This window comes from Mesorhizobium waitakense (assembly GCF_056431085.1).
Genome location: NZ_JBWKME010000171.1, coordinates 15,242 through 36,139 on the forward strand (window position 1 = coordinate 15,242; position 20,898 = coordinate 36,139).

A 20,898-nucleotide genomic window follows, 5' to 3' on the forward strand; every position below is an offset into this window, starting at 1 on the left:
ATCACGGCTTGGGGCGGATGTCGCATTAATTTGCTGTCACTTTTGTGCGACCGCAACCACAGATGACGTCCGTTCGGCGTCACGTCACCTTTACGGGAGCGTGAAATCATCGGCTTTTCATCGGCGGCGGGACGTGTTACGAGCCAGCGCCAATCCTGAAAGGGAAGAAGACGAGTCGGCGCTGTCCATTCTGGTCAAGCGCTTTTTCTGTATTCCGAGGACTGGCCATGGCAAAAATCATCGAAACGTCCACCGGCGCACTGGCGCTTACTTTTGACGACGTGCTGCTGCAGCCCGGCCATTCCGAGGTCATGCCTGGCGAGACCGATGTCCGCACGCGCATTGCCGGCGACATCGACCTCAATGTGCCGATCCTGTCGGCGGCGATGGACACCGTCACCGAAGCGCGGCTTGCCATCGCCATGGCCCAGGCCGGTGGCATTGGCGTCATCCACCGCAATTTCTCGCCGGCCGAGCAGGCGGAGCAGGTGCGGCAGGTCAAGAAGTTCGAATCCGGCATGGTGATCAATCCCGTCACCATCGGCCCCGACGCCACCCTTGCCGACGCGCTTTCGCTGATGCGGACCTATTCGATTTCGGGCATTCCGGTGGTCGAGAATGGCGGCACCGGCGGCCAGAAGATCGGTCGGCTGGTCGGCATCCTGACCAACCGCGACGTGCGCTTCGCGTCCGATCCGGCGCAGAAGGTCTACGAACTGATGACGCGTGAGAACCTGATCACGGTCAAGGAGAATGTCGACCAGGACGAGGCCAAGCGCCTCCTGCATCAGCACCGCATCGAAAAACTGGTCGTCGTCGACAGCCGAGGCAATTGCGTCGGGCTGATCACCGTCAAGGACATCGAGAAGTCGCAGCTCAACCCGCACGCCACCAAGGATGCGCAGGGCCGCTTGCGCGCCGCCGCCGCCACCAGCGTCGGCGATGACGGTTTCGAGCGCGCCGAACGTCTCATCGATGCCGGCGTCGACCTTCTGGTCATCGACACCGCGCACGGCCATTCGCAGCGCGTGCTGGACGCGGTGGCGCGCGCCAAGAAGCTTTCCAACTCGGTTCGTATCCTGGCCGGCAACGTCGCCACCGCCGAAGGCACGCAGGCGCTGATCGACGCCGGCGCGGATGCCGTCAAGGTCGGCATCGGCCCGGGCTCGATCTGCACCACCCGCATCGTTGCCGGCGTCGGTGTGCCGCAGCTTTCGGCCATCATGTCGGCGGTCGAGACGGCGCACAAATCAGGCGTCTCGGTGATCGCTGACGGCGGCATCAAATATTCCGGCGATCTGGCCAAGGCGCTCGCCGCCGGCGCCAGTGCAGCCATGATCGGCTCGCTGCTGGCCGGCACCGATGAAAGCCCGGGCGAGGTCTATCTGCATCAGGGCCGCTCCTTCAAGGCCTATCGCGGCATGGGCTCGGTCGGCGCCATGGCGCGCGGCTCGGCCGATCGGTACTTCCAGGCCGAGGTGCGCGACACGCTGAAACTGGTCCCGGAAGGCATCGAGGGGCAAGTTCCCTATAAAGGACCTGTGTCTGGCGTGCTGCACCAGCTTGCAGGCGGGCTGAAAGCCGCTATGGGTTATGTCGGCGGTCGCGATCTTGCCGATTTCCGCGAACGCGCCACTTTTGTACGCATATCCAACGCCGGACTTCGTGAAAGCCACGCCCATGACGTCACGATTACCCGCGAAAGCCCGAATTATCCCGGCGGAGCCTGATCCGTACGGGCTCTGGCGCAACCTGACCGCAACGATCCTGCGGCTGTCGCGCCACGCGGCCGCGCTCTGTTTCCTGTCGGCGGCGGTTTTCATCGTCATGACGGTGCTGGAATTCTTCTATTTCCGCCAGTTGAGCGGCGGCCTGGCGTCACTTGATATGCGCTTTCTCGGCTTCACGCCGGACGAAGGCATGGCCTGGCTGACGGCGCTCGGCCGGCGCGGCGGCGAGATCATTCTCGTCTGGCACTATCTGACCTTCGATTTGCTGTTCCCGGCGCTGTTGTCGGTGACACTGGTCAGCCTGATCCTGGCCACCGGCCGGCGATTGAAGAATTTCCGCGTGTTGCCGGGTCAGTTGCAGTCGATCTTCGCGCTGATTCTCGTGCTGCCCTACACGCTGGCCGATTATGCCCAGAACATCGCGGTGGCGAGCCTGCTGTCCGATTTCCTGTCGGCCAATCCGGATTCGTTGTCTCTCGCGTCAGCGCTGATCGTCACCAAATTCGCGCTTCTCGCCGTCCCGCTGACCGTCATCGCCGCTTTCTGGCTGGCGGGCCAGAAACACCAGGCTTGACGCCAAAACGGGGCAGGGCAGTTCATGAACCAGACCACGATCTTCTGGCCGTTGCTGGCGCAGGTGCTGCTGATCTACATCGTCTATATCGTCCTGGGTCACCGCAGATACGGGGCGGTCAGGTCAGGTGAAGCCAAGGCCGGTCAGTACAAGCTACGCTCGACCGAGCCGGCCTCCAGCATCACCGTTGCCAGCAATCTCATCAACCAGTTCGAATTGCCGGTGCTGTTCTACGTGCTGTGCCTGACGCTGCACGTGACCAACGGCGTCAACTTCCTGACCCTGGCGCTGATGTGGATTTTTGTCGCGTCGCGCTATTTCCACGCCTGGGTCCACCTGACCAGCAACAATCTGCGGCTGCGCAGCCGCTCTTTCTTCCTAGGTGCTACCGTGATGGCGCTCGCCTGGATCTGGTTTGCACTGCATCTGCTCGGAGCCGTGTAAGCATATGCTTACCCCCTGTGAGGGAGGGTCGCCGCAAAGCGAAGCGGGTAAAGCGCCTAGAGGTCGAAAACCGCGATCTTGCGCTTGTCGAACTTGAAGCCGATCTCGCCGCGCACCAGCTTCAGCGCGGCCTCGCCGAACACCGCGCGCCGCCAGCCTTGCAGGGCGGGCACGTCGGCCTCCTCGCCCTCGGCCGCGATGCGGTCGATGTCATCGCTGGAGGCCAGCACTTTCGAGGCGACGCCTTCCTTTTCGGCGACGATCCTGAGCAGCACTTTCAACAGTTCCGACGCCGCGCTCGAGCCTTCGGGCGGCTGGAAGTTCTTCGGCAACTTCGGCATCTGCTCCTTGGGCAAGGCAAGCGCGGCGTTGACAGCGCTAAGCAGGGCCGTCGCCGTCGAGGAGCGCTCCCAGCCTTTCGGCGTCGTGCGCAGCTTGCCAAGGGCCGCCGCGTCGCGCGGCGCCTGCTGCGCGACCTCGTAGATCGCGTCGTCCTTGAGCACGCGGCCGCGCGGTACGTCGCGTTCGCGCGCCTCGCGTTCGCGCCATGCGGCCACGGCCTGCACGATCGCCAGCTCCTGCGGTTTGCGCAGCCGCATCTTCAGCCGCTTCCAGGCGTCCTCGGGATGCGGATCGTAGGTCTCGCGCGAGGTCAGGACATCCATCTCCTCGTTCAGCCAGTGAGCGCGGTTTTCCCGCACCAGCTCGGCGCTGAGGTGCTGGTAGACCTCGATCAGATGGGTGACGTCGGCCAGCGCATAGTCGAGCTGCTTGTCGGAAAGCGGCCGGTGGCGCCAGTCGGTGAAGCGCGATGACTTGTCGAGCCGCGCGCCGGTGATCCGTTGCACGAGCTGATCGTAGGAAACGCTGTCGCCGAAGCCGCAGACCATCGCCGCCACTTGTGTGTCGAACACCGGATGCGGAACGAGATCGCCGAGATGGACGATGATTTCGATGTCCTGCCTTGCGGCGTGGAAGACTTTGACCACCGCCTCGTTGGCCATCAGCTTGAAGAATGGCGCCAGGTTGATGTCGGGCGACAGCGGATCGATCAGCGCCGTCACGCCGGGTGCGGCCATCTGGATCAGGCACAGGATCGGCCAAAAGGTCGTCTCTCGAATGAATTCGGTATCGACGGTGACGAAATCCGACTTTTCGAAAGCGGCGAGAACGGTCTCGAGTTCTTTCTGGGTGGTGATGACGTGCATCAAATCGCTTTTGACAGGAGTAAGGTCTTCCTAGATTTCAGCCGGAAGCGCTTTCGTCAAGCTGTGGCGCCATCGTCATGAGGTTCCCGGCCCATCGGAATCGCCGTTTCTTTTGGCCAGCCGTGCGAAAATCGTCGATGTGCGCAGGAGCGCGGTGATGCGGCTGCGCTTGCCTGCTGGCACGCTGGACCGGGCCTGCATCCGGTAGAGGATGACGGCGATGAAGATCGCATAGACGACGGCGCTGAACATGAACAGCGCGCTCGGTCCGAAATACTGCATCGCCGTCGAGGCGGCGAACGGCCCGCCAATGGCACCAAAGGAATAGAACAACATCAAGGCTGCGTTGATCAGCACGAACTCGCCGGTGTCGGCGCGGTCGTTGGAATGCGCCGCCGACAGCGAATAGAGCGGCATGGCGAAACAGCCGAAGATAAAGATGATGACGAAGTTGAGCAGCGGATTGCTGCCGGCGATGAACACCAGCGCCAATGCTGAAACCATCGCGCAGCAGGTCGTCATCAACAGCACCCGGCGTCGGTCCCAGCGGTCGGAGAGGTAGCCGAGCGGATACTGGATGATGGCGCCGCCGAAGATGCCAACGCTGACGAAGGTGACGACATCGGCAACCGACATGCCGATCTGTTCGGCATAGACCGGGGACAGTGTGCGAAAGGCGCTGTTGGTGACACCGACGGCCATGCAGCCGAAGCAGCCCAGCGGCGAAATCCGCCAGACGCGCGCCAGGTCGAGCTTGACGTCCTCGGGCGGCGTCGGGTTCGAGCGATCGCCGAGCGAGACCGGAACCAGCGAGAGCGTGATCATGATCGACATGATGGCGAAGATGGTGAAGCCGCCGGCACCGAAGATAGGGATCAGGAACTGGGCGCCGGTCACCGAACCGGTGTCGACCATCCTGTAGATCGCCAGCACGCGGGCCCGGTCGCGATTGCTGACGCCGGAATTCAGCCAGCTTTCGACGATAGTGAACAGCCCGGCAAAGCAGAAGCCGCCGGCAAAACGCACCGCGCACCACATCACCGGATCGAGAACCAGCACCAACAACAGGGTGCCGACCGAGGCGATTGCCGCCAGCGCCGAAAAGGCCCTGATATGGCCGACCGCCTTCATGATGCGGGTGATGGCCAGGCAGCCGAGCAGGAAGCCGGCGAAATAGAAGGTGCCCATCAGACCGATGTCGGAGGCGGTAAACCCTTCCTGCGCGCCGCGCAGCGCGATCAGCGTGCTCTGCAGCCCATTGCCGCCAAGCAGGATGCCGGCGGCGAGCAGGAGCGGGATCAGCGGGCGGATGGAGGACATGAAGGAAAACAACCGCTTGTCGTTGATCCTTCTTGAACCATCGCTTCCGCCAACGCCAGCGGCAATTCCAACGGAACTCGGCCGCTCGGATAACCGCGCTGCGAAAGAAAGGAGATCGCCGGCTCTTGGTGTGGCGTTCAGCCCGCCTGTGTCGGCTCAAGCCGAACTTCGCAGCATCAGTTCCGCGTTGAGCAGGATGCGTCCGCCGTCTGGTTTGGTCGAGGATTTCTCATCCAGCCTTTCCAGCAGAAGTTCGATGGCCAGGCGGCCGATCTCGTTGTAGTTCTGCGCAACTGTCGTGATCGGCGGGCAGGCGTAGCGCGACAGGGGATGATCGTCGTGTCCCGCGACCCGCATGTCGCAGTCGGCCCCGTGGCCTACTTTCAGGCCCAGCTGATACGCGGCCGCGATCACGCCGAAGGCAACACGGTCGTTGGCGCAAAGCACGGTCCTGGTCGGAAACCCCCGCTCCTTCAGGATACGAAGCGCTTCATCAAAGCCGAATTTCTCGAAATCCCATGACCGCACGTCGACGACGGGCACGATTTCAGGCGTCATCTTGAACTGCTTCATGGCCTCGACATAGGCGTCCTGTCTGGCCTGGGCGTTGTTGTTGACCAGCGGCATGGCAAAATAACATGGCGGCTCGCCTGACCTGCAGAGGTAGTCGACGATGAGCCTGAAGCTCTGCCTGTTGTCGGTGCCGACGAACGACGAGGTCTCGTCTAGTGGCGAGTCGACGTAGATCAGCGGGATGCTCGATCCGAGTTCGGCCAGGGTCCGGTGATGGGACTGCACGCCGAGCGGCGCTATGATGGCGCCGGCAATGTTCATCGACTTGAATGTCTGGATCGCCTGGTCTTCCATTTCGGCGCGTCCGTCGGAAGACAGCACAAAAGCCAGGAAACCGGCTTCATTGGCAATCGTTTCAATACGGCGCGTCAGCGCCATGTAGAACGGATCAGTCGAATTCGGAATGATGACGCCGAGAATGTTGCTGCGGCGGCGATTGAGATTGACGGCGAACATGCTCGGCCGAAAGCCGGACTTCCTTTGCGCGGCCTCGATCACGTTTCGAGTGTTTTTCCGTACCGAGCTGGGGTCGTTGAAATATTTGGAAACCGTCGTGCGGGACAAGCCGACGAAGGCCGAGAAGTCCTCCATCGTCCTGATTGTCTTTGCCATTCACGGGCTCCCTGCTCGAACTGCCGTCGCCACTGTCTACTTGAGTCACCTCTTCGCGGAAAGGAGGTGGGATGTTCTTTCCGAGCGCAGGAGACCACCTGTGGTCCATGGGCGCGGCTGTCCTATTTGAAATTACGGCTCCGAGGAAAACTGTACTTTCATCGTCGTTGGGTCGCCGCCGGCTTTAGCGAAGAACGGCAGCAGTTCGGAAAGCGGCAGCCGATGGCTGACAAGCCGCGCCATCGTGCCGTCGTCTTGGCTGAGAATGTCGAGCGCCTGCGGGATGTTGCGGTTCAATGAGTGCGACCCCGCCAATCTGATCTGCCGGCGGAAAATCTCGAACGGGGCGACCGAGATCCTGGCATCGGGTGCGCAGACACCGAAAATGAGCGCCGTGCCGCCATCGGCGGTGAAACCGATCATGCCATCGACCACCTTGGCGACGCCGGTGGCGTCGGCGACGAAATCGAAGCCCCGCGCCCGCGCCGACAGCGCCTGCGATCCGGACACCAGTGGCTCCAGACCGAGCGCCTCGGCGAAGGCGAGGCGCTGTTCGCTGATATCGGCGACCGCCACGCTGCTGACGCCCTTGGCCCGGAGCGAGAGGGCAAGCAGCAGGCCGATCGGCCCGGCGCCGAAGACCAGCGCGGTGCCGGGCGTGCTGTTGCCGGTCGCGAGGCCGGCGGCGCCGAGACCATTGAGGACACAGGCGAGCGGCTCGGCGAGTGCTGCCGTGGCGAAACCGAGATCGCCGATCCCATGCAGATGGTCGACGGCAACCATGCTGAACTCGGCGAAGCCACCGTTCTCGGTCACGCCGTAGGCCTTCAGGCTGCCGCACAGATTGGTCAGCCCCTTCCTGCAGGCGGGGCAATGCCCGCACGGGATGTTGGGATCGACAGCGACCCGGTCGCCCGGCTTGACGGTGGTGACATCGCTGGCGACCGCCTCGACGGTGCCCGCATATTCGTGGCCGGGGACCAGCGGAAACGCGCCTTCGCCGTATCGGCCATGCAGCACCTCGATGTCGGTGTGGCAAAGCCCGGCCGCACGGACCCGTACCAGGGCATGCCCCGGTTTGACCTTTGGCAGGTCAATATCTGCCATGCCGGCTACGCCCGCCGCGGTAAATCGGATGGCCTTCATTTCAGTCTCTCCTGCTTGGACGACCTTGTCCCGGATGGCGCGGCTCGGGCGCGTCAACTCATCCAGTTGCCGCCGTCGACATTGTAGGTCTGCGCCAGGATATAGTCGCTGTCGGGCGATGCCAGGAACACGGCGAGCCCCGCAATATCCTCGGGCTGCGCGAAGCGGCCGATCGGAACCGATCTGGCCACGGCCGCCTTCTTCTCGCCCGGCTTCAGGCCTTCCCAGCGGGCGAAGTGCGCATCGACAACATCCCAATGCTCGCCGTCGACGACGCCGGGCGCGATCGCGTTGACGTTGATGCCGTGTTTGACCAGCGCCAGCGCGGCGGACTGCGTGGCCGAAATGATGGCTGCCTTGGAGGCGCAGTAAAGCGTCACCAGCGCCTCGCCGCGGCGACCGGCCTGGCTCGCCATGTTGATGATCTTGCCGCCGCGGCCGCGCGCGATCATCACATTGGCCACGGCCTTCATCATGAACAGCGGCGCCTTGAGATTGATGGCGAACACCCTGTCATAGCTCGCTTCGGTGATGTCGGTTATCGGCGCCATGTCGAAGATGGCTGCATTGTTGACGAGGATATCGATGCCGCCGAAATCGCGGTCGACCTCCGCCACGACCCTGTCGATCGCACCGAGGTCGGTGACGTCAAGCTGGATGGCTCTGGCCGCCGCACCGATCGCGGCGGCTGCCCGCGTGGCCCGCTCGATGTCGATATCGGCAATCACCACCTTGGCGCCTTCGCGCACATAGGCTTGCGCGAAACCCAGGCCAATGCCGCGCGCACCGCCTGTTATGAGGGCAATCTTGTTGTTCAGTTTCATGTTCAATTCCAATTCCGTGAATTTTTTGAAACGGCATCAGAGCGGCCAGTCGGCGACCGGCGCGACGTCATGGAGAGACGTGGCCCATCGGACGCTGACTTCCCGAGAAAATGCACGGACCCGCTGCGGCGGATCCGTGCATCCTCCAGGCCTGCTGCAACGGGAGGTCTTTTCAGGCCCGGATTGCCAGGGACCGCACACGCACCATCCCTGGCTTGAACGCAGCTATTTGATGTAGCCGGCCTCCGTCATCGTCCGTTCCACCGTCGCCTGGGCGCCGTTGAGCACGTCGTCGACCGACTGCTGGCCGGTTACCGCGGCGGCGACCGCCTGGCCGACCTCGGTTCCGATGCCCTGGAATTCGGGGATGGCGACGAACTGGATGCCGGTATAGGGAACCGGATCCTTGGTCTGCTTGGTCGGATCGGCGGATTCGATCGCCGAAAGCACTGTCGCGGCAAAAGGCGCCGCCTTCTGGTAGTCGGGGCTGGCATAGGTGGATTTGCGCGTTCCCGGAGGTGCCGCGACCCAGCCTTCGGTCTCGCCGACGCGCTGGACGTAGGCTTTCGAGGTCGCCCATTTCACGAACGACTTCGCGGCGTCCGCTTTGGTCGAGGTCGCCGGGATGGCGAGACTCCATGCCCAGCCCCAGGCCGAACCGTTGGGAGTGACCGCTACCGGCGCCTTGGCGAAGGCGACCTTGTCGGCAACCTTGCTCTGCTTCGGATCATAGACACGCCCTGCCGCCGACGTGGCGTCGATCCACATGGCGCAGTGGCCGGAGGCGAACAAGGTCTGGTTCTCGTTGAAACCGTTGGAGCTTATTCCCGGAGGTCCATCCTTCTTCATCGTGTCGACATACCAGCCGATCGCCTTCTTCCACGCATCCGAATTGATCTGCGGCTTCCAGTCCATGTCGAACCAGCGGCCGCCGAACGTGTTCACCAGCGTGCCGACAAAGGCCATGTTTTCGCCCCAGCCCGGCTTGCCGCGCAGGCACAGGCCGTATTGCTCCTTCGATTTGTCGGTGAGTTTGTCGGCGAATTCGGTGATCTGGTCATAGGTGGGCTGCTCCGGCATCTTCAGGCCGGCGGCGTCGAACAGATCCTTGCGGTAGAGCGTGAATGAGCTTTCGGCGTAGAAGGGCACGGCATACAGCTTGCCGTCGACCGTCAGGCCGCTGCGCACCGGCGCGATGAGATCGTCATAGTCATAATCGTCGCCAAGATCGTTGAGCGATGTCAGCCAGCCGCTCTTGCCCCAGATCGGCGTTTCATAGCCGCCGATCGTCAACACGTCGAACTGGCCACCCTTGGTGGCGATGTCGGTGGTGACCCGTTCGCGCAGGACGTTCTCCTCCAGCACCACCCAGTTGACCTTGTTTCCCGTCGCCTTCTCCCATTCCGGCGACAGCTTTTGCATGATGATCATGTCGCCATTGTTGACCGTCGCGACCGTGATTTCCGCGGCCAGCGCGGCAGTCGCCATCAGTGCGGAAGCGGCGACCGACGCGGCGAGAATTCCAATACGCTTACCAATTGGCATTTCGTCTCCTCCTTTACGAATGCGCATGTGTAAGTGAACATGCGTGTATATTTTATTGCGCTTGAGAACACTCAAGTCAAGCTGCATAGAACCTGATATTTGCCGACTGGACCGAGCCCGACGCATCGCATCCTGCCGTTTGGCTCATCAGGAAAGGCGCGTGCGTAGCAAATAAAGTGAACGTACGTGCAGTTTGTGTTGACTTCGCTCTCGATGCGAATTACCTCGGCTACAGTCAGGAGCGTTCGTGCAATCCGCACGCCGACGCGATCCGCGTCCGCTCCGGCTGGGGAGAGAAGGAATTACAGGAATGAGCCTTTCCCGCCGAAGGGAGATCGCGTCCGAATCCGTGGGTCCGACGATTGCCGCCGGCGAAATCTTGGTTGAGATCATGGCGACGGACCGGGGTCTGGGGTTCCTCGAACCGCTGACGCTGGTCGGCCCTTACCCGAGCGGTGCTCCTGCCATCTTCATCGATCAGGTCGCAAGGCTGGGCGGTGGCGCCGGGCTCGTCGGCTGCGTCGGCCGCGACGATTTTGGCACGATCAATTTGGAAAGGCTCCAGCGCGACGGTGTCGACGTGTCCGCCGTCGCGGTCAGCGACCGCTACCCGACGGGAAGCGCCTTCGTTCGCTACAGGCCCGACGGCGGTCGCGACTTCGTCTACAACATCGCCGAATCCGCCGCCGGCCAAATCCGCCTCACGCCAGAGGCGAGTCAACTGGCGGACAGGGCCGGCCACCTGCATGTCATGGGATCCACTTTGTCCGTAGCCGGGCTGAGGGACATCGTTGGCTATGCCACGAAGGCGGTGCGCGCCCGCGGCGGCTCGACCTCCTTCGATCCGAATGTGCGCAAGGAGCTGATCGACGGCGCCGACGGCAGGCAATTTTCAGCCCTGGTCGACGATGCCGATCTGCTGCTTCCCTCCGGCGAAGAGTTGCTCACCGCGGCAGGGGTCGACGATGAATGCCAGGCGGTGAAGGCGTTGATCGCCAGGGGCGTCGGCGAAATCGTGCTGAAGCGAGGGGCGGCCGGGTCGTCCCGGTTCGCCGCCGATGGCAGCAGGATCGACTGCGCCGGCTTCCTGGTGGAGGAAGTGGACCCGACCGGAGCTGGCGACTGTTTCGGCGCAACCTACCTGACTTGCCGGCGACAGGGGATGGAGCCCGGCAAGGCGCTGTTCTATGCCAATGCCGCCGGCGCCCGCAACGTCACGCGACGCGGACCCATGGAGGGGGTCACCGGCTTCGATGTGCTTGACGGTTTCATCGCCGGGACACAGAGGGCGACATGATGGCCAACCCCCTTGCAGGCCTCGCCGCCGCCCGCAGAAACGGATCGCCTTACGGCATCACCTCGATCTGCTCGGCCCATCCGCTGGTGATCCAGACGGCCATAAGGCGCGCCGTCCAGGACAAGGAAACCACGCTGCTGATCGAGGCGACCTGCAACCAGGTCAACCAATTCGGCGGCTACACCGGGATGACCCCTGACCTGTTCATCGCCTTCGTGCAGGAGATCACCAGCAGGGAAGGTCTGGAGGCCTCACGCATCATCTTCGGCGGCGACCATCTTGGACCGAACCCGTGGCGCGCGGAGCCGGCCGCGCAAGCGATGAGCAAAGCCGAAGCCATGGTCATCGCCTATGTCTGGGCCGGCTTCAGCAAGATCCACCTCGACGCGTCGATGGGATGCGCCGGCGAGCCGGCTGCCCTGGACGACGAGACGATCGCCATGCGAGCGGTGCGGCTGGCCAGGGCGGCTGAAAAGGCGGCCCACGCCAGTGGTGGTGCATTGCCGGTCTACATCATCGGCACCGAGGTTCCCGCCCCGGGCGGCGTCGATCACACGATCAGCGACCTGAGGCCCACCGAAGCGGCAGCGGCGCGCCGCACGATCGACGTGCATCGCGAGATCTTTGCCCGGGAAGGCCTGGCCGAAGCGTTTGGCCGCGTCATCGCCGTGGTCGTGCAGCCGGGCGTTGAATTCGGCAGCCAGAACGTCGTCGCCTACAGGCCGGAGGCGTCGAATGCGCTGACCGGACTGCTTGATGAGGAACTGTCGCTCGTTTACGAGGCGCATTCCACCGACTATCAGAGCGGCGCGGCGCTGACCGCACTTGTCGGCAACGGCTTTCCCATCCTCAAGGTCGGCCCGGGCCTGACATTTGCCTTGCGCGAAGCGCTTTACGGGCTTGACCTGATCGCGTCCGAAATGGTCGCGGATTACGGCAATAGATCGCTTGCCCGCACGATGGAGCGCGTGATGCTCGCAGCACCGGGCCATTGGCACAGTCACTATCACGGCAGTGACGCGAGCCTCTATTTGCAGCGGCACTACAGCTACAGTGACCGCATCCGCTACTACTGGAGCAACCCCACTGCCGGCGTTGCCGTTGGCCGCCTGCGCGAGGTGCTCAACGGCGTCGCTATTCCCGAAACGCTGATGCGGCAATTCCTGCCGATGGTGCCGGCCGAACTCGGGCCTGCAGGGAATCCCGAGGCCATTCTTCATGCAGCGATCGGCCAGGTGCTGGCCGATTACGATGCGGCTTGCCGTGGGGACGCCGCCTGAATCCGTTGCGCTGTCGCTAGCCAAGGGGCTTGCTGCGCCTGTCGGGCGGCGCCCGGCGCCGCTTGCCTTGACAAATCCGGCCTCCCATGCGCTTTTCGCGAAAATTTTGAGGCCGGGCTGTGATGCTTCGGCCGGCAACGCAGCACCCCGGACCTTACCAATGACAATGCACCGTTACCGCAGCCATACCTGTGCCCAGTTGAGGAAGAGCGACGTCGGCTCGACCGTTCGCTTGTCTGGCTGGGTGCATCGTGTGCGCGATCATGGCGGCCTACTGTTCATTGACCTGCGCGACAATTATGGCCTGACCCAGATCGTCGCCGATCCGGATTCTCCGGCCTTCAAGGTCGCCGAGACCGTGCGTGGCGAGTGGGTCATCCGCGTCGACGGCGAGGTCAAGGCGCGCTTGCCCGAGACCACGAACGCCAACCTGCCGACCGGCGAGATCGAGATTTTCGCGCGCGAGATCGAGGTGCTGTCGGCGGCCAAGGAATTGCCGCTGCCGGTGTTCGGCGAGCCTGACTATCCCGAGGATATAAGGCTGAAATATCGCTTCCTCGACCTGCGCCGTGAGACGCTGCACAGGAACATCATCGCGCGGACAAAAATCATCGCCGAAATGCGCAGGCGTATGGGCGAGGTCGGCTTCACCGAATTCTCGACGCCGATCCTGACCGCTTCGTCGCCGGAAGGCGCGCGCGACTTCCTGGTGCCGTCGCGCATCCATCCCGGCACCTTCTATGCGCTGCCGCAGGCGCCGCAACAGTATAAGCAGCTGATCATGGTGTCGGGCTTCGACCGTTACTTCCAGATCGCGCCATGCTTCCGCGACGAGGACCCGCGCGCCGACCGGCTGCCGGGCGAGTTCTACCAGCTCGACCTCGAAATGAGCTTCGTCGAGCAGGACGACGTGCTGTCGACCATGGAACCGGTCATGCGCGGGGTCTTCGAGACCTTCGCCAACGGCAAGCCGGTGACGCAGAAATTCCAGCGCATCCCCTATGATGTCGCCATGCGCAAATACGGTTCCGACAAGCCTGACCTGCGCAACCCGATCGAGATGCAGGCCGTCTCCGATCACTTCCGCGATTCCGGCTTCAAGGTGTTCGCCAACATCCTGGCCAACGACCCGAAGGCCGAGGTGTGGGGCATTCCGGCCAAGACCGGCGGCAGCCGTGCCTTCTGCGACCGCATGAACTCCTGGGCGCAAGGCGAGGGCCAGCCCGGGCTGGGCTACATCTTCTGGCGCAAGGAGGGCGACAAGATCGAAGGCGCCGGTCCGCTCGCCAAGAACATCGGCGAGGAGCGCACCGAAGCGATCCGCCAACAGCTCGGCCTTGCCGACGGCGACGCCGCTTTCTTTGTCGCCGGCGACCCGAAGAAGTTCGTGTCTTTCGCCGGTGCCGCGCGCACCCGCGCCGGCGAGGAACTGAACCTTGTCGACCGCGAGCGTTTCGAACTGTGCTGGATCGTCGACTTCCCGTTCTTCGAATGGAACGAGGAAGAGAAGAAGATCGACTTCGCTCACAACCCCTTCTCGATGCCGCAGGGCGGCATTGATGCGCTGAATGGCGAGGATCTGCTCGGCATCAAGGCGTTCCAGTACGACATGGTCTGCAATGGCTTCGAAATCGCCTCTGGCGGTATCCGCAACCATTTGCCCGAGACCATGGTCAAGGCGTTCGAGACGGTCGGGCTGGATCGCGCCACGGTCGAGGAGCGCTTCGGCGGCCTCTACCGCGCCTTCCAGTACGGCGCGCCGCCGCATGGCGGCATGGCCGCCGGCGTCGACCGCGTTGTCATGCTGCTGGTCGGCGCGAAGAACCTGCGTGAGATCACCATGTTCCCGATGAACCAGCAGGCGTACGATTTGTTGATGAACGCGCCTTCGGAAGCAAGCCCGCAGCAGCTTCGCGAACTGGCGCTGCGCGTCGCCGCACCCAAGAAGGACGCCTGATCGCGCTTCGGGTGATGCTTTAAAGAACCGCCCGAACCGATTCTTTCGATTCGCTAATCCCACAAAAAAGCCCGGCATCGCTGCCGGGCTTTTTCGCGCATTGAGGTCGCCTCGATCAGTCTTCGTTCGCCTTGACGGCGACGCCGAGCGTCTTCGGCAATTCGAGCGGGTTGGACATGGCGCCCGCCATGATCAGGGCGAACGGCACAGATGCCGGCGGTTCGGCCGAGATTTCGAGGCTCTTCGGATCGTCGAGATACTTGCCGACGGCGGCGGTCACCTGCGCCGTCAGTTCCGGATTGTTGAGCTGCGCCATGCCGAACGGCACGATCGCCTTGGCCTGGTTGGCGATGTCCTTGGCCGACATGCCTTGCTGCTTGCCGACATATTCCAGCACCTTGTTGGTCAGCGAATCGTCGTCGAAACGGATCGAGGCGCTGTTGAACGAAAGCTGCTGCAACAGGCCGAGCATGGCCATGCCTTGCGCCGAATTGTCGGCACCTTCGGGCTGTGCCGCCATCTTCTTCTGCATTTCCTGCAGCGACTTGATGAAGTCCATCGTGTAGCCGCCGAGGTCGAAGGTCATGCCGAGCGTGCCGGCGTTCTCGACGGAAATGTCGTATTTCGACAGTTCCATCTTGCCGTCCGTGGGCTGCCAGGTGCCGGCCATCTCGAGATTGCCCGCGATGCTCTGGTAGCCGAGCGCGTCGATGACTTCCTTGGACTTGGGGTCGTCGACCAGCGTCAGGTCGGCATTGAACTTTTCCGTGGTTGCGGTGAATTCCATCGCCTTACCGTCCGCCGGCGGCGTGATCTCGACGGCAAGCCCGTCCATCGAGAAGGCGGTCTTGTCGGCGACTTTGACGGTCATGTTTGAGAGTTCGGCCGACTTGTACATCATCAGTGAGCCCAGTGGACCGGTGGAGCCGTCGGCCGGAACCGTCATGTCGTGGATGACGAAGGGGCTGAGGTTGAGCGTTACGCCGTCCTTTGAGTGTTCGAACGCCGATGTCGACACGGTGGCGATATCATAGCCGCCGTTTGCCTCGGTCACGCCCTCGAGCTTGACGTCGCCGATGGGGAGCGCTTCCTTTTCCGCCGCCGGCTTGATGGCAACGCCCTGCAGCACCATGCTGGTGTTGTCGCCGGTCACGCCGGTCCAGGAGATGTCGACGCCCTGGGCGGAAAGTGCCGCCTTCAGCCGGTCGGCGACCGCTGCGTCCTGGGCGAGGGCCGCGTTCAGCGGCAGCGTGAGCAAAAAGGTCGAAAAGGCGAACTTCTGGAGAGTTGAGCGGTTGATTGTCATCGCAAGGTCCCTGAGAGTGTCCTGAAATTATTTTTCAATTCTTTGCGCCATCACCATTCCGTGACGAACTGGACGGGAAAAAGGCGTGTCCCGGCACAATGGTCGAAAATCACGGTGAAAGGCAAACTCGATCCCACCGTCTTTGCGCAAACCGGTGAATTTGTAATGAAGAGCCGGTTGCCTGATATCATCACGCTTGGCCTGATGTAACAGGCTGATGTTGGTCGACATCCGTTGGCCTGCGGTTTCATGTTGCAGAAGCGCCGGTACATCTGTCGGCCCCTTGCCGCGAATCACCCGCTCGGCTAGGTCCAGCCCATGGGAAAAAGGCTTTTGCCGCCTGAAAATGGCGGTGGCGATCATGTCGAACCGGTCGATCTGAAGAAGGCGCTGGAAGAGCGTTATCTGGCCTATGCGCTGTCGACCATCATGCACCGGGCGCTGCCGGACGTGCGCGACGGACTGAAACCGGTCCATCGCCGCATCATGCACGCCATGCGTCTGCTGCGGCTGAACCCCGACCAGGGCTTTGCCAAATGCGCCCGCATCGTCGGCGAGGTGATGGGCAAGTTCCACCCGCATGGCGATCAATCGATCTATGACGCGCTGGTGCGGCTGGCGCAGGATTTTTCGATGCGCTACCCCCTGGTCGACGGGCAGGGCAATTTCGGCAACATCGACGGCGATAACGCCGCTGCCATGCGCTACACCGAAGCGCGCATGACCGATGTGGCGACCGAGCTGTTGTCCGGCATCACCGAGGATGCCGTCGACTACCGGCCGACCTACAATGAAGAGGACGAGGAGCCGGTGGTTTTGCCCGGCGCCTTTCCGAACCTGCTCGCCAACGGCTCGTCTGGCATTGCCGTGGGCATGGCAACATCGATCCCGCCTCACAATGCGGCCGAGCTTTGCGATGCGGCACTTCACCTGATCGAACATCGCGATGCGCCGGTGGCGAAGCTGATGGACTTTGTCCAGGGTCCGGACTTCCCGACCGGTGGCATCATCGTCGACAGCCGCGCCGCCATCCTCGAAGCCTATGAAACCGGGCGCGGCGGCTTTCGCGTCCGGTCGAAGTGGATCCAGGAGGATCAGGGCAGGGGCACCTGGAGCATCGTCGTCACCGAAATCCCGTACGGCGTGCAGAAGGCGCGGCTGATCGAGAAGATCGCCGAGCTCTTGATGGCGCGAAAGCTGCCGCTGCTCGAGGATATCCGCGACGAAAGTGCCGAAGACATCCGCGTCGTGCTGGTGCCGAAGAGCCGCTCGGTCGACCCGGGCATCCTGATGGAATCGCTTTTCAAGCTGACCGAGCTCGAAAGCCGCTTCCCGCTCAACATGAACGTCCTGTCGCGCGGCAAGGTGCCCAACGTCCTGTCGCTGAAAGGCGTGCTGCAGGAATGGCTCGAACACCGCCGTGACGTGCTTGTTCGCCGCTCGAAACATCGCCTTGGCGAGATCGAAAGGCGGCTGGAGATCCTCGCCGGCTACCTGATCGCCTATCTGAACATCGACGAGGTGATCAGGATCATTCGCGAGGAGGATGAGCCCAAGCAGGTGATGATGGCCCGCTGGTCGCTCACCGACACCCAGGCGGAAGCCATCCTCAACATGCGGCTGCGCGCTCTGCGCAAGCTGGAAGAATTCGAAATCCGAAAGGAATTCGACGGTCTGAGCGCCGAGAAGAAGCAGATCGAAGCGCTGCTTGCTTCAAACGAAAAGCAATGGGCGACGATCAAGTGGGAAGTCACCAATATCCGCGACAAGTTCGGCCCGGAGACCGAGCTCGGCAAGCGCCGCACCCAGTTCGCCGATGCGCCCGAGCATGACCTGACCGACATCGCGCACGCCATGATTGAGCGCGAGCCGGTCACCGTGGTCGTCTCGGAAAAGGGTTGGCTGCGGGCGATGAAGGGGCATCTGGCCGATCTTTCGACCCTGACCTTCAAGGAGGGTGACAGCCTCAAGCTGGCCTTCCATGCCCAGACCACCGACAAGGTGCTGGTCTTCACCACGGGCGGCAAGTTCTACACCGTCGGCGCCGACCGGTTGCCCGGTGGCCGCGGCCATGGCGAGCCGATCCGCATCATCGTCGACATGGACAATGACCAGGACATCGTCACCGCCTTCGTCCACGATCCGAAGCGCAAGCTTTTGCTGGCTTCGTACGACGCCAATGGCTTCATCGTGCCGGAGGAGGAAGTCGTCGCCAACACCCGCAAGGGCAAGCAGGTGATGAACGTCAAGGCGCCCGACGAGGCCAAGCGCTGCATCCCGCTCACTGGCGACCATCTCGCCATCGTCGGCGAGAATCGCAAGATGCTGGTGTTCGCACTCTCCGACATCCCGGAGATGGGCCGCGGCAAGGGCGTTCGCCTGCAGAAATACAAGGACGGCGGTCTTCTGGATCTCAAGCCGTTCACGCTGGAGAGCGGCCTGTCCTGGCAGGATTCGGCTGACCGCACCTTTATCCGGTCGCGTGAGGAACTGGCCGAATGGATCGGCGCCCGTGCCTCGGCCGGCCGCATGGTGCCGAAGGGCTTCCCGAGGACGGGGAAGTTTGGGTGAAGCTGCGGATCTCCCCCCTTGTGGGGGAGATGCCGGGCAGGGCAGAGGGGGGGTGCTGTCCCTCAATCAATCACAACTAAGTATTCGTCTCAGTCCTCGGCTGGTCACAGTCAACGCCCCAAGGACGGAATTCCTTCGCGCCCTCCTCTGGCCTGCCGGCCATCTCCCCCACAAGGGGGAGATCAGCAGCTTCATCATCATTTGGACTATCGTCACGATTGCTGCACTATACCAGTGCATAAGCAGGGAAGGTGTTCGGGAGAAGCGGCGTTTGAAGGAAGCAAAAATCCAGAAACCGGAACGGCAGCAGCGCCTGTTCGGCCTGTCGACGCCGCTGCGATCGGCCGTCATTCCGCCGCTGTCGGCGGCGCGCTGGCTGCTGGTGCTGATCGTCGCCGCCGGTGTCTATTTCTTCCATGGCTTCCTGTTTCCGGTGCTGGCGGCGCTGGTCATCGCTTTTGCCAGCTGGCCGCTCTACCGGCGCCTGCTTGTCGCGGTTGGCGGCAACCGCACCATCGCCGCGACCTTTGCCATCCTGTTCATCCTCGCCTTCCTGGTGGTGCCGATCGCGCTTGCCGGCACCTACGCCATCAACGAGGTGCGCGAGTGGGTCGGCTGGGCGATCGAGACCAACCGGCACGGCGCCGTGACGCCGCACTGGATCGCCACCATGCCTGTCGTGGGCGAGTGGCTAAACGAGCAATGGACGACCAATTTTGGCCATCCTGGCGGCATTGGCGAACTGATCCAGTTGGTCAGCGGTGCCAACATCGGCAGCATCTATCGCGGCGTGCTGGCGGCCGGCGGCAGCGCCTTCGGCCTGCTCCTGACGCTGCTGTTCATGATGATCGCGCTGTTCTTCGCCTATCGCGACGGCGAGCACTTCGCCGGCCAGGTCGACCGTCTCGGCGAGCGCATCCTGCCGGCGCGATGGGAGCGGATCTCGCGCGTCGTGCCGGCCACGATCTCTTCGACCGTGACCGGCATGACCGTCATCGCCATCGGCGAGGGACTGGTGCTGGGCATTGCCTACTGGCTGGCCGGTGTGCCGTCGCCGGTGACGCTCGGCGCCCTGACCGGCGTCATGGCGCTGATCCCCGGCGGCGCACCATTGTCCTTCACCCTGGTCTCGATCTACCTCGCCGCCAGCGGGTCGCCGATGGCCGGATTGGCGCTATTCCTCTGGGGTGCGGTCGAGTTGTTCATCGTCGACAAGACGCTGCGCCCCAAGCTCGTCGGCGGACCGATAAAACTGCCTTTCCTGCCGACTTTTTTCGGCCTGATCGGTGGCGTCAAGACCATGGGGTTCCTCGGCCTGTTCATCGGCCCGGTGCTGATGGCCTTGCTGGTCGCGATCTGGCGCGAGTGGCTGCGCGAGGTGGAACTGACCGACGAAATCATGCCGGGTTCGCCGGCTGAACTCGAAGTTGGCCCACAGATCGAGGTTCTGCCTGTACCCAGCGTGGTGAAGAAAGCCAGCGCCTAATTCTGCGATCCGGTTCGGTTAGGCCGGGTGATGCACCGCAAGGTCGCCACGGCGCTTGCGTCCGTCGTGCAACTGCCACAGCGAATGGGCGATCAGCGTGACGATCAGGATCACGCCGCCGATCAGGCTGTTGCGGGTTGGTGTCTCGGCAAAGATCATCCACACCCAGACCGGCGCCAGCACGGTTTCGAGCAGGTAGAACATCGCCACTTCGGGACCTGAAATGTATTTCGGACCGTTGGCAAGGCAAAAGAACGAGATCGGCATGATCACGGCGCCGTTGAAGATGATCCACCATGGCGCATTGACCTGAAAACCTTCGCCAGTGACCATGAAAGCCGCCAGCGCCAGTGGCAGAAGGACGCCGACAAGGGCCGTGAATCCCATATCCTTGCCGCTGGCGTGCGAGATGGTGATGGCGACCGCGATGAAGAATGCCGAGCACAGCGCCATGAAATCGCCGAACAGGTGCCCGGTGCCGACCGAGCCGCCGACGATGACCAGCACGCCGAGGATCATCACCAGCATCGCCACGATCGTCACCAGCCGTGGCTTCTCCTTCAGGAATATCCAGGACAGCAACGCGGCGAAAACGGGGTTGAAGGCCAGGATGAACACCAGGTCGGCGGTCGAGGTGTGGAAGACGGCGGTGACGAAGGTGATCGAGGTCAGCCCGTAGCAAATCGCCACGACAAGGCCGGACCAGCCGGGGATGAGTTGCGGGGCGTTCCGGCTGAGCGCGCGCCAGATCGACCAGATGATCATGGCCGCGACAAAGGTGGTGCCGGTGCGCAGCAACAGGATCGTCCAAGCGCCGCCGTCGGCGAGCCGGATCAGCGGAATGTCGACGGTCAGCGTCAGGCCGCCGATCGCGGTTATCAGAAGGCCCTTCTGGTGGTCGTGGTGAGTGGACATGCAGCAACTTTCGCAATGAAATGCAGGTGGCCAGGCGCAATGGCGCACTCTCCAGCCAAGCGGCTGAAAGACCAGCATCCCCTGCCTTGAAACAGTTTAAGGGTGGATCG

Annotated in this window: 17 protein-coding genes; 8 read left to right on the forward strand and 9 right to left on the reverse strand. The window is 62.9% G+C overall.

The genetic code is table 11. The features are described from left to right. Window positions 1-227 precede the first annotated feature (227 nt). Genes guaB through AC07FD_RS31740 form a run of 3 tightly spaced genes read left to right on the forward strand, consistent with a single transcriptional unit; the run spans window position 228 to window position 2,748 of the window. Window positions 228-1,730: an IMP dehydrogenase gene (guaB, locus tag AC07FD_RS31730; protein ID WP_477228904.1), complete on the forward strand. Its 1,503-nt coding sequence runs from the start codon at window positions 228-230 to the stop codon at window positions 1,728-1,730. Continuing rightward, window positions 1,681-2,304 (forward strand): hypothetical protein, encoded by a 624-nt coding sequence (locus AC07FD_RS31735; RefSeq protein ID WP_478353051.1) that lies wholly within the window; start codon window positions 1,681-1,683, stop codon window positions 2,302-2,304. The genes guaB and AC07FD_RS31735 overlap by 50 nt, the downstream gene beginning before the upstream one ends. Window positions 2,305-2,328: 24 nt before the next feature. Continuing rightward, window positions 2,329-2,748, forward strand: coding sequence for an MAPEG family protein (locus AC07FD_RS31740; protein WP_478353052.1), 420 nt, complete (start codon window positions 2,329-2,331; stop codon window positions 2,746-2,748). A gap of 56 nt (window positions 2,749-2,804) precedes the next feature. Here the strand turns inward: AC07FD_RS31740 and rnd are convergent, their stop codons facing one another. The 6 genes from rnd to AC07FD_RS31770 form a co-directional block, all read right to left on the reverse strand. Continuing rightward, window positions 2,805-3,956, reverse strand: a complete 1,152-nt coding sequence (rnd, locus tag AC07FD_RS31745; protein WP_478353053.1) for a ribonuclease D — start codon at window positions 3,954-3,956, stop codon at window positions 2,805-2,807. A 75-nt stretch (window positions 3,957-4,031) separates the two neighbouring features. Next, window positions 4,032-5,276: an MFS transporter gene (locus AC07FD_RS31750; protein WP_478353054.1), complete on the reverse strand. Its 1,245-nt coding sequence runs from the start codon at window positions 5,274-5,276 to the stop codon at window positions 4,032-4,034. Window positions 5,277-5,432: 156 nt separating this feature from the next. After that, on the reverse strand, window positions 5,433-6,440 hold the full coding sequence (locus tag AC07FD_RS31755; RefSeq protein ID WP_478353101.1) for a LacI family DNA-binding transcriptional regulator: 1,008 nt from the start codon (window positions 6,438-6,440) through the stop codon (window positions 5,433-5,435). 153 nt (window positions 6,441-6,593) lie between these two features. Beyond that, complete coding sequence (locus AC07FD_RS31760; RefSeq protein WP_478353055.1) at window positions 6,594-7,607, reverse strand: zinc-dependent alcohol dehydrogenase family protein; 1,014 nt, start codon at window positions 7,605-7,607, stop codon at window positions 6,594-6,596. A 53-nt stretch (window positions 7,608-7,660) separates the two neighbouring features. Beyond that, window positions 7,661-8,431: an L-iditol 2-dehydrogenase gene (locus AC07FD_RS31765; protein ID WP_477418458.1), complete on the reverse strand. Its 771-nt coding sequence runs from the start codon at window positions 8,429-8,431 to the stop codon at window positions 7,661-7,663. A gap of 225 nt (window positions 8,432-8,656) precedes the next feature. After that, a complete protein-coding gene (locus AC07FD_RS31770; protein WP_478353056.1) occupies window positions 8,657-9,976 on the reverse strand; it encodes an ABC transporter substrate-binding protein in 1,320 nt (439 codons plus the stop codon). Window positions 9,977-10,286: 310 nt separating this feature from the next. Here AC07FD_RS31770 and AC07FD_RS31775 point away from each other — a divergent pair, with 310 nt between their 5' ends. The 3 genes from AC07FD_RS31775 (at window position 10,287) to aspS (ending at window position 14,510) form a co-directional block, all read left to right on the forward strand. Beyond that, window positions 10,287-11,273 carry a tagatose kinase gene (locus AC07FD_RS31775; RefSeq protein WP_478353057.1) on the forward strand — a complete coding sequence of 329 codons (987 nt, stop codon included), beginning with the start codon at window positions 10,287-10,289 and terminating at the stop codon, window positions 11,271-11,273. After that, entirely contained in the window at window positions 11,270-12,553 is a 1,284-nt protein-coding gene (locus AC07FD_RS31780; protein WP_478353058.1) for a D-tagatose-bisphosphate aldolase, class II, non-catalytic subunit, read from the forward strand. Before AC07FD_RS31775 ends, AC07FD_RS31780 begins: the two co-directional genes overlap by 4 nt. A gap of 166 nt (window positions 12,554-12,719) precedes the next feature. Then, complete coding sequence (gene aspS, locus AC07FD_RS31785; RefSeq protein ID WP_478353102.1) at window positions 12,720-14,510, forward strand: aspartate--tRNA ligase; 1,791 nt, start codon at window positions 12,720-12,722, stop codon at window positions 14,508-14,510. A gap of 115 nt (window positions 14,511-14,625) precedes the next feature. On the opposite strand, the gene AC07FD_RS31790 is transcribed toward aspS, so the two are convergent. Beyond that, window positions 14,626-15,816 carry a hypothetical protein gene (locus AC07FD_RS31790; RefSeq protein WP_478353059.1) on the reverse strand — a complete coding sequence of 397 codons (1,191 nt, stop codon included), beginning with the start codon at window positions 15,814-15,816 and terminating at the stop codon, window positions 14,626-14,628. 27 nt (window positions 15,817-15,843) lie between these two features. Beyond that, complete coding sequence (locus AC07FD_RS31795) at window positions 15,844-16,179, reverse strand: hypothetical protein (protein ID WP_478353060.1); 336 nt, start codon at window positions 16,177-16,179, stop codon at window positions 15,844-15,846. On the opposite strand from AC07FD_RS31795, the gene parC reads away from it, so the two are divergent. Together parC and AC07FD_RS31805 are read left to right on the forward strand one after the other, a co-directional pair. After that, window positions 16,135-18,387 carry a DNA topoisomerase IV subunit A gene (parC, locus tag AC07FD_RS31800; protein WP_478353061.1) on the forward strand — a complete coding sequence of 751 codons (2,253 nt, stop codon included), beginning with the start codon at window positions 16,135-16,137 and terminating at the stop codon, window positions 18,385-18,387. The two genes, AC07FD_RS31795 and parC, sit on opposite strands and share 45 nt — an antisense overlap. Window positions 18,388-18,658: 271 nt before the next feature. Further along, window positions 18,659-19,873: an AI-2E family transporter gene (locus tag AC07FD_RS31805; protein ID WP_478353062.1), complete on the forward strand. Its 1,215-nt coding sequence runs from the start codon at window positions 18,659-18,661 to the stop codon at window positions 19,871-19,873. Window positions 19,874-19,891: 18 nt separating this feature from the next. On the opposite strand, the gene AC07FD_RS31810 is transcribed toward AC07FD_RS31805, so the two are convergent. Then, complete coding sequence (locus AC07FD_RS31810) at window positions 19,892-20,788, reverse strand: DMT family transporter (protein WP_478353063.1); 897 nt, start codon at window positions 20,786-20,788, stop codon at window positions 19,892-19,894. Window positions 20,789-20,898 lie beyond the last annotated feature (110 nt).